The organism is Leifsonia lichenia (genome assembly GCF_054780215.1).
Genome location: NZ_BAAGWT010000001.1, coordinates 182,794 through 196,024, shown reverse-complemented (window position 1 = coordinate 196,024; position 13,231 = coordinate 182,794). Strand labels below are relative to the sequence as shown.

At 65.5% G+C, this 13,231-nt stretch carries 9 protein-coding genes; all 9 read left to right on the top strand.

Features of this window, described 5'->3' with window-relative positions; genetic code table 11:
* Positions 1–49: 49 nt before the first annotated feature.
* The 9 genes from ACYVGI_RS00935 to ACYVGI_RS00895 all read left to right on the top strand — a co-directional run bounded on the left by ACYVGI_RS00935 (position 50) and on the right by ACYVGI_RS00895 (position 13,218).
* Positions 50–1,402 carry an extracellular solute-binding protein gene (locus ACYVGI_RS00935; RefSeq protein WP_460630810.1) on the top strand — a complete coding sequence of 451 codons (1,353 nt, stop codon included), beginning with the start codon at positions 50–52 and terminating at the stop codon, positions 1,400–1,402.
* Between the two features lie 85 nt (positions 1,403–1,487).
* On the top strand, positions 1,488–2,444 hold the full coding sequence (locus ACYVGI_RS00930; protein ID WP_460630809.1) for a carbohydrate ABC transporter permease: 957 nt from the start codon (positions 1,488–1,490) through the stop codon (positions 2,442–2,444).
* A 35-nt stretch (positions 2,445–2,479) separates the two neighbouring features.
* Positions 2,480–3,352: a carbohydrate ABC transporter permease gene (locus ACYVGI_RS00925; RefSeq protein ID WP_460631466.1), complete on the top strand. Its 873-nt coding sequence runs from the start codon at positions 2,480–2,482 to the stop codon at positions 3,350–3,352.
* A complete protein-coding gene (locus tag ACYVGI_RS00920; RefSeq protein ID WP_460630808.1) occupies positions 3,349–4,902 on the top strand; it encodes a glycoside hydrolase family 3 protein in 1,554 nt (517 codons plus the stop codon). The genes ACYVGI_RS00925 and ACYVGI_RS00920 overlap by 4 nt, the downstream gene beginning before the upstream one ends.
* The gene (locus ACYVGI_RS00915) at positions 4,899–5,795 is read left to right on the top strand and encodes an ROK family protein (RefSeq protein WP_460630807.1); all 897 of its coding nucleotides are present in this window, start codon (positions 4,899–4,901) and stop codon (positions 5,793–5,795) included. Before ACYVGI_RS00920 ends, ACYVGI_RS00915 begins: the two co-directional genes overlap by 4 nt.
* Positions 5,796–6,581 carry a glucosamine-6-phosphate deaminase gene (gene nagB / locus ACYVGI_RS00910; protein WP_460630806.1) on the top strand — a complete coding sequence of 262 codons (786 nt, stop codon included), beginning with the start codon at positions 5,796–5,798 and terminating at the stop codon, positions 6,579–6,581.
* Between the two features lie 290 nt (positions 6,582–6,871).
* Positions 6,872–8,662 carry an Ig-like domain-containing protein gene (locus tag ACYVGI_RS00905; RefSeq protein WP_460630805.1) on the top strand — a complete coding sequence of 597 codons (1,791 nt, stop codon included), beginning with the start codon at positions 6,872–6,874 and terminating at the stop codon, positions 8,660–8,662.
* 297 nt (positions 8,663–8,959) lie between these two features.
* Positions 8,960–11,206, top strand: a complete 2,247-nt coding sequence (locus ACYVGI_RS00900) for an Ig-like domain-containing protein (RefSeq protein WP_460630804.1) — start codon at positions 8,960–8,962, stop codon at positions 11,204–11,206.
* A 221-nt stretch (positions 11,207–11,427) separates the two neighbouring features.
* The gene (locus tag ACYVGI_RS00895; RefSeq protein WP_460630803.1) at positions 11,428–13,218 is read left to right on the top strand and encodes an Ig-like domain-containing protein; all 1,791 of its coding nucleotides are present in this window, start codon (positions 11,428–11,430) and stop codon (positions 13,216–13,218) included.
* The last annotated feature ends 13 nt before the right edge of the window (positions 13,219–13,231 follow it).

Below are 13,231 nucleotides of genomic sequence, written 5' to 3'. Positions count from 1 at the left end.
CACACTGACCACCCAAGAAAAGCCCCATTCACTACGAAAGGACAAAGCAATGAAGAGAAAGCTCGTCGGCCTCGCCGCAGTGGCTACGGCTTCCGCTCTCGTGCTCGCGGGATGCGCCTCCGGCGGAGGAACCGCCCCGAGCACAGACGGCAAGGGCAAGACGGTCACCCTGTGGCTCGTCGGCGCCGACACTCCTGACGCACTCCGTACCTACCTCAAGGACGAGTTCAAGAAGGAGACCGGCGCCACCCTCAACATCCAGCAGCAGGACTGGGGAGACATCGTCACCAAGCTGACGACGTCGCTCCCCGACGCGAACAACACGCCGGACGTCACCGAGATCGGCAACACCCAGTCGCCGACCTTCACCAACGTCGGCGCGTTCCTCGACATCTCCGACATGTACAAGGACCTCGGCGGCGACGACCTGCTGCAGTCCTTCGTGGCAGCCGGTGAGGTCGACGGCAAGAAGTACACGCTCCCGTACTACTTCGGTTCGCGCTACGCGTTCTACCGCAAGGACGTCTGGTCCGCTGCCGGCGTCTCCGTGCCGACCACGCTCGACCAGTTCAACACCGACGTCGCGACCATCACGTCCAAGAACCCGAAGGGGATCGCGGACTTCTCCGGCTTCTACCTCGGCGGCCAGGACTGGCGCAACGGCATCTCGTGGATCTTCGCCAACGGCGGGGACATCGCGAAGAAGAAGGACGGCAAGTGGGTCGCCACGCTGGACTCCGAGGGCTCGCTCAAGGGTCTCCAGCAGCTCCAGGACCTGTACAAGAACGCATCCAAGGCTCCGAACGACGCCAAGGACTCGAACCAGTACATCTACCTGAACGACAGCGACCAGACCGTGGACGCCGACGGCAACAAGACGGCTGACACCTCGCTCGCCGCCGCGACGATCATGGCTCCCGGATGGGCGCACTGGTCGATCGGCGACGCATCCACCAAGGATGGCAAGGTCGTCCGCACCTGGAACGACGACACCTTCGGAACGTTCGTCCTCCCCGGCAACGACGGCAAGCCCGCCCCGGTCTTCGCGGGTGGCTCCAACATCGGGATCTCGGCCAAGACCAAGAACCCCGGCCTGTCCAAGACGCTCCTGAAGATCATCTTCTCGAAGGACTACCAGGAGATGCTCGGCAAGAACGGCCTCGGCCCTGCCAACAGCAACTACACCTCCTCGCTCGGCGACGACCAGTTCGCGAAGGCTCTCATCGAGTCAGCGTCGAACTCGAAGCTGACCCCGGCGGCACCCGGCTGGGCGTCCGTCGAGGCGGGCAACGTGATGGAGGAGTTCTTCAGCAAGATCAAGGACTCCACCGATCTCAAGAGCCTCGCGCAGGAGTACAACACCAAGCTCGACGCTCTGATGAACGTCAAGACCGGCAAGTAGCACCACCGAGCAGGCCGGGGGCGCGGAAAGACCTTCCGCGCCCCCGGTCCTGCCGCCAGACTCTCTCTCAGGAAGGAGGCCAGACGTGACGACGACACAGGATGCTGTGACGGCCACATCCCGGCCCGAGCGTCCAGGCGCTCAGACGCCGCGCAAACGCAAATTCCAGTTCACCCCGTACGCTCTGCTCATCCCCTCCGTCGCGATCCTCATCCTCGCGCTCGGCTACCCGATCGTGTGGCAGCTCGTCACGTCGATGCAGAGCTTCGGACTCGCCCAGCAGTTCGGCCAGCCCGCGCCGTTCGTGTGGTTCGAGAACTACATCACCCTCTTCTCCGACCCGTACATGTGGGTCGTCGTCGCACGCTCCATCGCCTTCTGCCTGGTCACCGCCGCCGTCACCGTCGTCGTCGGCGTGGGGATGGCGCTGCTGATGAACGCGGTCAACAAAGCGGTGCGCATCATCATCCAGATCTCGATGCTGCTCGCCTGGGCCATGCCCGTCGTCGCGGCGATGACGGTCTGGAACTGGCTGTTCGACTGGCGCCGCGGCATCGTGAACTACACGCTCACGTCGTGGGGCCTCGACTTCCAGAACCACAACTGGCTGCAGAACCCGCTCTCCTTCTTCTTCGTCGCGATGATCATCGTGGTCTGGATGAGCGTGCCGTTCGTGGCCTTCTCCGTCTTCGCCGGTCTCACCCAGGTCTCTGGCGAAGTGCTCGAGGCCGCCCAGATGGACGGCGCGAAGGGCTTCCAGCGCCTCCGCTTCATCATCCTGCCGATGATCCGCCCGGTGCTCGGCATCGTGCTGCTGCTGCAGATCATCTGGGACCTCCGGGTCTTCACCCAGATCCGGCTGCTGCAGGACAAGGGCTCGATCGCAAGCGAGACCAACCTGCTCGGCACGTACATCTACCAGCTCGGCGTCGGATCGAGCGACTTCGCGATGGCCAGCGCCGTCAGCGTCTTCGTGCTCATCCTGACCATCGCGATCAGTTGGTTCTACGTGCGCAACCTGCTCAAGGAGGACGAATCGTGACCAGTACGCTTCCCCCGGCCACGTCCATCGCCGGCATCGACGCGAAGCCGCAGCCGCCGCGCAAGCTCCGCCAGAAGATCAAGCCGTCGCGCGTGATCCTCGGGATCGTCGGCGTCGTCATCTCGCTGATCTGGGTGTTCCCCGTCTACTGGATGGTCAACTCGTCGCTGCTGCCGAACGTGGTCCTGCAGAACACCAAGCCCACCTGGCTGCCGTTCGGCGGATCGTTCGACAACTTCACCGAGGTCATCAACGGCGGCACGTTCTTCCCCGCACTCGGGATGAGCGTCATCATCGCCGTCGTCACCGTCGTGTTCTGCATCCTGTTCGCGTTCCTCGCGGCTCTCGCGATCAGCCGGTTCAAGTTCCGCGGACGCAAGTCGTTCGTGCTGGCCGTGCTGCTCATCCAGATGCTCCCGGCCGAAGGCCTCTTCATCGCGCAGTACAAGCTGATGGGCAGCCTGAACCTGCTGAACACGGTCGTCGGCGTGAGCATCATCTACATCGCAGCGGTCGTGCCGTTCACGATCTGGATGCTCCGCGGCTTCGTCGCCGGAATCCCGGCGGACCTCGAAGAGGCCGCGATGGTGGACGGCCTCAGCCGCACGCAGGCGTTCATGCGCATCACGTTCCCGCTGCTGGCTCCCGGCCTCGTCGCATCCGGCGTGTACGCGTTCCTCCAGGCGTGGAACGAGTTCACGGTCGCGCTCGTGATCCTGCAGGAGAACTCCAGCCAGACGCTCCCGCTGTGGCTGCGCGGCTTCATCCAACAGTCCGCATCCCGAGCGACGGACTGGGGCCAGGTGATGGCCGCATCCACCCTCGTCGCCGTTCCCGTCATCATCTTCTTCCTCTTCGTGCAGGGCCGGATGACGAGCGGCCTGGTGAGCGGGGCGGTGAAGGGGTGAGCGGCCCCAGCATCGCCGACCAGAAGGACACCACAGAACCGGGAAACGCGAACGCCGACCTCCGTCGACGCATCGCGGCGACCCTTGTTCCCGGTTTTGTGGGGACCACGCTGCCCGACTGGCTCGCGGAGCGCCTGCGCGCCGGCCTCGGCGGGGTGTGCGTCTTCGGACCGAACGTGGTCTCCGTCGCGCAGCTGCGCGAGCTCACCGACGCGATCTACGCCGCCAACCCGGATGCGGTGGTCGCGATCGACGAGGAGGGCGGAGACGTCACGAGGCTCTACTACGAGACCGGTTCGCCGTACCCCGGCAACGCCGTCCTCGGGCGCCTCGGCAACCCCGGATACACCGAGCAGGTCGCGCGCCGCGTCGGCTGGGAACTGCGTCGGGCAGGCTGCAACCTGGACTTCGCACCGGATGTGGACATCAACTCCAACCCGGACAACCCGGTCATCGGCGTGCGCAGCTTCGGCTCGTCGCCCGAACTGGTGGCCGAGCAGAGCGCCGCGTGGACGCGCGGCCTGCAATCGGCGGGCGTCGCCGTCTGCGCCAAACACTTCCCCGGTCACGGGGACACGGCGCAGGACTCGCACCTCGTGCTCCCGGAGGTCGACCTGAGCGTCGAGCAATTGCGCGAGCGCGAACTCCGTCCGTTCCGCGCGGTGATCGAGGCGGGCGCCCGTACCATCATGACGTCGCACATCCTGCTCCCGCAGCTCGACGCCGAACGCCCTGCGACGTTCAGCCCGACGATCATCGAGGGACTGCTGCGCGGTGAGCTCGGCTTCCGCGGCGTCGTCGTCAGCGACGCGCTCGACATGCAGGGCGCGAGCGGAGAGCGTGGGATTCCGGAGGCCGCGGTGCTGGCGCTCGCCGCGGGCTGCGACCTGCTCTGCATCGGCACGGAGAACACAGACGACCAGCTCACCGAGATCGAGGATGCGATCGTCGCGGCCATCGAGAACGGCCGACTCGCCGCATCCAGGGTGGAGCAGGCGGCAGAGCGCGTTCTCGCCCTCACCGCCGGGCTCCGCGCGGAGCAGGCGGCCCTCCCCGTGCCGGTGGACGCTCCGGAAGGGCGTCTAGACCCGTCCGACGTCGTCGTCGCGATCAGCACGTTCGACATCTCTGAGCACGCAGCACAGTGGATGCGCGACCACCGCGGCCCGTGCTCCGTCGTGCGCATCGACACCGTCGCGAACATCGCGGTCGGCGTCGCCCCCTGGGGGCCGTTCGCCGAGATGGCCGCCGACCCCGGGGCGGAGTTCGCCGTCGCGTTCGCCGCGAACCCGACCGTCGTGTTCACGGAGGGCGACCATCCGGAGCTCGTGCTCGCCGCGCAGTCTCCCGTGCTCGTCATCGGTAAGGACAATCACAGGCACGCGTTCGCCAGGGATGCGATCGACCGGCTGCGGGCCGAACGCGACAGCGTGCTCGTGGTGGACATGGGCTGGCCGAGCGACGACCGCGCCTATGCCGACATCGCCACGTTCGGCGCATCCAGGCTCGTCGGGCGCGCCCTCCTCGACCTGCTCGGCCCGGAATCGTGAGACTGGGCATCGACATCGGCGGGACCAAGACGGACGCGGTCGCGGTCGACGAGTTCGGCTCTCTCGCCCAGCGCATCCGGCTCTCCACCGGCTTCGGATCGACCGCGGTGGTCGAGACGGCCGTCGCAGCGGTTTCCAGGATCGGCGAGCTGACCGGCCTGTCCGCGACCGCCTTCGACTCGATCGGCATCGGCATCCCCGGGCTGGTCGACAGCTCATCCGGGCATGTCGCGCACGCGGTCAACCTCGGGCTGGAGAAGCTCGAACTCGGCGGCGAGCTGGCCGGGCGGCTCGGCGTCGGGGTGCGCATCGAGAACGACGTGAAGGCCGCGGCGCTCGGCGCGTACCACGTGCTCGGCCTCGGCGGCACGATGGCCTACCTCAACCTCGGCACGGGGATGGCCGCGGGCATCGTGGTCGACGGCAGACTCTGGCGGGGGAGCGGAGGGATCGCGGGAGAGATCGGGCACATTCCTGTCGACCCGAACGGCGTGCTCTGCGCCTGCGGTCAGCGAGGGTGCCTCGAAACCGTCGCCAGCGGGTCGGGAGTCGCCAGGCAGTGGATCACGGACGACCCGCTCCCCGTGCGCGCGGTGTTCGCCGCAGCGGCGGACGGCGACCGGACCGCGCGGGCGATCAAGGCTAGGCTTGCAGAGGGCATCGCTTCCGCGGTGCGTGTTCTCGTGCTGACCGTCGACGCCGACTCCGTCGTGATCGGCGGCGGACTCAGTCATCTCGGGGACCGCCTGCTCTGCGACGTCCACGAAGTGCTCGAATCCTGGTCGACGAGCTCGCCGTTCCTGGCGTCGCTGTCGCTGCAGGATCGCGTGCGCCTCGTCCCGGAAGATTCACCCGTCGCAGCGCTCGGCGCCGCACTCGTAGGAGAGAACTAAGTGGCTGAAATCGTCGTCGTCCCCGATCAGGCAGCAGCGGGAGAGCTCGCTGCGCAGAGCATCCTGGATCTGATCTCCAGCAAGCCGGATGCCGTGCTCGGCCTGGCGACAGGATCGACGCCGCTCGCACTGTACCGCGCGCTGGCGTCGAAGGTGCAGACGGCGGGCGTCGACGTCTCCCACGTCCGCGGATATGCCCTCGACGAGTACGTCGGGCTGCCAGCCGGCCATCCGGAGAGCTACCGGGCGGTGATCAGCCGCGAGGTCGTCGAGCCGCTCGGACTCACGCCGTCTCTCATCCACGTGCCGAACGGAGCCATCGAGACCATCGAGCACGCCGGAGCCGACTACGAGAAGGCGATCGCTGAGTCCGGCGGGGTGGACGTGCAGATCCTCGGCATCGGCACGGACGGCCACATCGGGTTCAACGAGCCAGGATCGTCGTTCGCCTCCGTGACGCGCGTGAAGACGTTGACCGAGCAGACGCGCAAGGACAACGCGCGCTTCTTCGACTCCGAGGCCGACGTGCCGATGCACTGCATCACGCAGGGGTTGTCGACGATCCTGCGGGCGCGCCACCTGTTGCTGCTCGCGTTCGGGGAGGGCAAGGCGGATGCGGTCGCGGGCGCCGTCGAAGGTCCTGTCTCAGCCAGCAACCCCGGTTCGGCGATCCAGCTCCACCCGCACGTCACCGTCCTCGTGGACGAGGCGGCGGCGTCTCGCCTGAAGAACATCGACTACTACCGTTACGCGTACGCGAACAAGCCTGCCTGGCAGAAGCTGTAGGGCACACACTCTCGAAATAGGTCGGTCCCGTTCGGACGCCGTTTGGCGGCATTCCGAACGGGACCGACCTATTTGCTTAGAGATTCCTGAAAAGGATAGTGAAATGTTGCACGCAACAGGTGTAGGTGTAAGAATAAATATGTCGAACAAAGCATTCCGAATTGCTTCTCGGCAGCGAAGATCAGACCCGATCTGACATCGCTTGAACCAAACGGGGAATGATCCCCAGCCCGATTGCCCGCGCCGTCTCCCTAGGACGTCTGCGGGCGCCGAAAGGAAAATGCACTTCCATGCGTAAAACCACCCAGCCGTCTGGTGCCTCGAAGGGGCTCGCGCTCCGCGCTGCCAGGACGGGTGTCGCTGCCGCCTCTGCCCTGATCGTGACCGCGACGGGCATGGCCTTCGCAGCCCCCGCATCGGCTGCACCCGACGACCTGACGATTCCGGTCGTGACATCGCCGGCGGCCAAGTCGACGATCTTCGACAAGTTCCCGACCTTCTCGGGAACGTCGAAGATGAACTACAGCGGAACGCTGTACCTGACGCCGTCCAATGGTGCGAAGTTCACCTATTGCACGTTCAAGTCGACGGCGGAGGGCACGTGGTCCTGCTCGAACCCGAGCAAGCCGCTTGACTACACCTCCTACACGGTTGATGTGACCGTCTATAACAAGGGCGCGAGCACCAGCCTCAACGTCATGGACCCCGCCAAGTATCAGTACTCGGTGACGTCGCCCGGGTTCGGCGCGACGGTGGACACGAACCGTCCGGTGTTCGCGGGAACTGCCCGTCCCTTCGAAAGCCAGGGTGCATTCGTGTATGTGGGCAATCAGGTCGTGGCAATCGGGTACGTTGACTCGGACGGCAACTGGACCGCTGAGTCTTTCGCCGACGTGCCGAACGGTTCGCACGCAGTTCGCGTGGACTTCCTTCGGGCTGAGCAGGTTGTGTCGTCCGTGAATCACTTCATCACGGTGAACACGGTTGCACCTGTTGCGGAGGTGACGGTGGCCGGTCCGGCTGCTGGCTCGACGGTGTCCGAGGCGAAGCCGGTATTCTCCGGCGCTGGTGAGGCCGGCGCTTCGATCGTCGTGAAGGATGCGAACGGTGTCGAGCTGGCCTCGACGACGGTTGCTGCGGATGGAACCTGGAGCGTGGCGTCGAAGGTCGCCCTGGCGGACGGCGCAGTGACCGCGACGGTCACGCAGACGATCGGTGCAACGGGTCAGACGAGCACCTCCTCGACGTCCTTCGTCGTCGTCGTCCCGGCAGCGGTCGTCGCTCCTCTGGTCGTCGCATCCCCGGCGACCAACGCCGTCGTCGATGTCAACAAGCCCGTGTACTCGGGAACGGGTGAGCCGGGTGCGACCATCTACGTCAAGGGCAGCACCGGCCGCGTTCTCGCGTCGGCCACGGTCGACGCGTCCGGTACGTGGTCGGCCACGTCCGCGATCGAGCTGGGCAACGGCTACTACGTCGGCACGGTCACTCAGAGCCTCGTGGGCGGGGCAACCAACTCGGCTGCGATCTCCTACACCGTGAAGGTCGTCGACGTGAAGCCGTTCACTGTGACCTCCCCGTTGACTGGTGGCAACACCACGTCCAGCAACCCGGTCTTCGCTGGCGTCGGCACCCCGGGTGCGACAGTTGAGATCCGCGGCAACAGCGGTCGCCTCCTTGCGTCGACCACGGTCGATGCGGACGGCAACTGGTCCGCGACCTCCGAGATCGAGCTCGCGGCTGGCAGCTACCTCGGCTCCGCGAAGCAGTTCGGTAAGGGCGAGGTCACCGTGGCTTCCCTCGAGTACACCATCACGAAGGGTCTCACCGTGACCCCCGCGGTTGGTGGGGACGCCGTTGGTCCGCGACCGGTCTACTCCGGTCTCGGTCAGCCTGGCGCCACGGTCGTGATCAAGGGCAGCACGGGTCGCACGGTCGCTTCCGCTGTCGTCGACGCCGATGGCCGCTGGTCGGCCACGGCTGACTTCGACCTCATGGCGGGCCGCTACGTCGGCACGGCGGTCCACTCGGCAGGCGGCGTGACCCTTCACACCGTCGCGATGGAGTACTTCGTCAAGTAGTCATAGCACGACTGACCAGTAGCCCGGCTCTGTAAAGAGTCGGGCTACTGGCATTTTTGCATGACATGCAAATCATATGTTGGATTTTGAGACTTAGAATTTAGTGCGTAGCGCATTTTACGCTCAGCGTATTTTATGCGAAGATTTCTTAGGGGCTTTGCCCTCAGGCACCTTGACCGCGCGGCTGCGTCGCTCGGACGAAGTGAAGGTACATCCCGAGGTATGACACCTCATTCCAGCGAGTTCCCGCCGGTTCCCTGGTCCGGCTGGAGCACCCCGAAAGGAATCGACATTCACGTGCAAACGAAAAAGAACAACCACGCCGGCGCGTCCGGTTTCAGTGCATCACGCGGCAAGATTTGCGCAGCCGTCGCCCTCGGCGCCATCGTGCTTGCCTCGGCCGCTGTCGCCAGCCCTGCGGCTGCCGAGATCACGATCCTCGAGTCCCCGACGATCGGGATTCTGGGCTTCGCTGACCGTATGAACGCGTACAACGACGAGTTCCGCGCCGACTTCACCGTGCGCGTTCCGAAGGGCCAAATCCCGTCGAATATCGAGTTCAACGCCACGGCGTCGGATGAGAACCGGTGGACTGGGCTCGCCGCCGTCTCCGATGTCCAGCTGGAGACCGGCGCCAACTACTCGATCGTGAAGACGCAGCACGATGGCGACTACGACATCCACTTCATCAGCGCGCGTGGCACGATGTCCATGAGCAGCCTGAACGCGACCGTGAACTACAACATCGGCATTCGCGTTACCGCGGCCGGCGGCGTGACCGTGTACCGTCACGTCGTCGAGGGCATCACCCGCAACACCACCAGCGGCCGTCCGGTCGTCGCGCAGGCGACGGGCACGACCACGAGGTACCTGTCAGGATACGTCGGTCCGAACTCGGTCACCGGATGGGGCAACGTCGTCGAGGCTGGCAGCTCCCAGAAGCTGAATGGTGCGAAGTTCCACGTTGACGCGCTCACCTCGGGCCGCTCGTCGACTACTGGCTGCAACGTGACGGCTTCGCTCTACTACCAGTTTGTCCGTGGCGACAATGGCGCTCCCGCATCGGTCACCCCCGAACCGGTGCACATCAACATCCCCAGCCACGCCAGCGGCATCAGTGGCGTTCTCCTCACGGAACTTGGCGAGTTCGAACTCGACGAGGCAGGCTACTACAAGCTGATGGCATGGCCGCAGGCCACCAGCTCCAGCGGATCGGCCACCCAGGACTGCCGTGCGGTTTCGTGGAACCCCGCGGTTGCTTCCGAGGGCACCCAGATCGGTGGGGTCTTCTGGAAGCTGCCGAACGTCTCGGATACCGCCGAGGCGTTCCCCGTGGCGGTCACGACCCCGACGAACAACCAGATCCTGACGGACTCCAAGCCGGTCTTCGCCGGTGTCGGGGAGCCGGGAGCGACCATCACGATCAGGGACGAGCGCACGCTCGTCACCACGATCGTGGGCGAGGATGGCACCTGGTCTGTCCAGTCCGAGACCGAACTGGAAGACGGCAGCCACACCGTGTGGGTCGTCCAGGAGTTCGGCACACGGGTCAGCACGGCCTCCGCGACCTTCTTCGTCAACGTCAACAGTGGCGTCGTCGTCCCAGGTGAGGGCGACGAGAACGGCGCCGGCGATGAGAACGGCACCGGCGACGAGAATGCCACCGGCGATGAGAACGGCACCGGCGACGAGAACGGCACCGGCGACGAGAACGGTGGAAAGGGTGAGGTCGACGGGATCATCTCGCTGCAGTCGCCCGCACTCGATGAGGTCGTCACCACCTCCTATCCGGTGTTCACTGGAAAGGGCGAGCCGGGCGCGACAGTCCAGATCAAGGGAAGCTCCGGCCGTGTCGTCGCGGAAGCAATCGTTGACGACAATGGCGACTGGTCGGCCGCGTCCACCATCGCACTGCTCGACGGTCGATACATCGGCACCGTTGTCCAGAATGCGGCCGGCGTGACGACGAGCACCACGTTCAGCTACTCGATCGTGGTTCCCGTGGCGAACCCTGAGACCTCGTTCTCGCTCGTCTCGCCCGCGATCGACGGTGTCACCACCTTGGCGAACCCGGTCTTCGCCGGGACCGGCACGCCGGATGCGCTGATCGAGGTTCGTGGAAACAGCGGACGAGTGATCGCCTCTGCGACGGTCGACAAGGATGGAAAGTGGTCGGCGACGTCGACGGTGAAACTCGGTCTCGGGCGCTATATCGGTCACGTCGCCCACGTCTCGGACGGGGAGACGCTGAAGGCCGTCTTCGACTACCAGGTCATCCCGGGTCTGACGATGACGAGCCCGACCGCGAGCAACCCGACCTCCGCCGAGCTCATCACGTACACGGGAACCGGTAACCCGGGCGCCACTGTCGTGATCAAGGGCAACTCGGGTCGTACCGTCGCCTCGACGGTCGTCGATGAGGACGGCTCCTGGACCGCAGTGTCCGACCTTGCCCTCCCCGCTGGGTACTACATCGGCACCGCGCACCACTACGTCAACGACGTCCTCATGGACTCCTTGACGATCGACTATTCGATCAACTAGTTCGACTCGAACCGAGGGGCGTGGCCCATCCCGCAAGGGATGTGCCACGCCCCTCCTGGTTGATGCACTTTTTGCCATAACAAAGTAAATATTGGATTTCTTAACGTGAATCTGTCAACATCACATGTTGCATGGAAGACTACTGGCGGGTCTACCCCCATCAGAGAGAACTGGACCGCGCGCTCGTGTCGCGCGGACTACGAAAGGAAATCCGCATCTCCATGCGAAAGAACACACTGCTCGTCGATGCGTCGAGCGCATCTGCGGTCCGCGCCGCTCGGGCCGGCGTTGCCGCCGCGTCTGTCGTCGTCGTCACGGCCGCGGGCCTCGCCTTCGCGGCTCCCGCGTCTGCGGACACGGATCACGACACGATCCCGGTCGTCACGTCGCCCGCAACATCGTCGACGATCTTCGACCGGTACCCGACGTTCGCGGGAACCTCGAAGAGCAACTATTCGGGCACGCTCTACCTGACGTCGGCGCTCGGCGCCAAGTTCACGTACTGCACGTTCAAATCGGACGCCAACGGCAATTGGTCCTGCTCGAACCCGAAGCTGCCGCTCGACTACACCGCCTACATGGTCGATGTGACCGTCTATCACAAGGGTGCCACGAGCAACTTCGCGATCGCCGACCCGGCGAAGGCCCCATACGCTGTCACAACTCCCGGCTTCGGGGCGACGGCGGATACCAGTCGTCCCGTGTTCACCGGAACGGGCCTGCCCGGCCTGGGCGTGTTCGTGTTCAACGGCGACACGGGGGTGGCCGTGTCGACGATGATCAAGCCGGACGGCACGTGGTCTGCAGAGTCGTTCGCCGACTTCGCCGATGGCCCGCACGTGATCCGAGTCGATTTCATGCGCGGCACCACCGTCGTATCGTCGCTGAAGCACTTCATCTACGTGAACACCGTGGCACCCGCCGCTTCGGTCGCCTTCTCGGGCCCCGTCGACGGCGAGACTGTCGCTGACTCGAATCCGGTGTTCACCGGTTCCGGTGAGCCTGGCGCGGCCGTCGTCGTGTCCGACGCGAACGGTGTCGAGCTCGCGTCGACCACCGTCGGAACCGACGGCGCATGGGCTGTCACCTCAGAGGTCGCGCTTGCCAATGGCGCAGTCACGGCCACCGCCACCCAGACCGTCGCGGGCGCTACGGGGGCCACCACGGCGTCCGTATCGTTCACCGTCGCGGCAGCCGCTCACGTCGCTCAGCCGCTCACTCTGACATCGCCCGCGATCGGCGACGTGGTCGCTGTCAGCAAGCCGGAGTTCTCCGGTACGGGTGAGCCGGGTGCGACGATCCGGGTCAAGGGAAGCAGCGGCCGTGTCCTGGCTTCGGCTACGGTCGACGCAGCGGGCAACTGGTCCGTCACCTCGGAGATCGAACTGGGCAATGACCACTACGTCGGCACGGTGAGTCAGGTCGTCCCTGGTGGGGACACCACCTCCGTCGCCCTGTCGTACACCGTGAAGGTCGTCGCCGCGAAGGGCTTCGAGGTGACGTCTCCGGCCATCGGGGCAGTCCTCGCCACCGACACCCCCGTGTTCGCGGGTGTCGGCACACCTGGTGCGACCGTCGAGATCCGTGGCAGCAGCGGTCGCGTGCTCGCATCCACCACGATCGACGCCGACGGCAACTGGTCCGCTACGTCGCAGGTGCAGCTCAGCAGTGGCCGGTACGTCGGATACGCGACCCAGGCGCACAGCACGGGCAGCAGCGCAGCGAACCTCGACTACACGATTGCGCAGGCGCTCACGGTGACCAGCCCGGGCGCAGGTGAGAGCATCGCCGGACCGCGTCCCGTCTACTCCGGAACCGCGCACCCCGGTGCCACGATCGAGATCAAGGGCAGCTCCGGCCGCACGATTGCATCGGCGGTCGTCGACTCTTACGGCGTCTGGTCGGCCACCGCCGACTTCGACCTCGGTGCAGGACGCTACACGGGCACTGCCGTTCAGTCGTACGACGGCACGAAGCTCGGGACCGTCGCCATGGACTACCTGATCAAGTAGTCACCAGGCACGC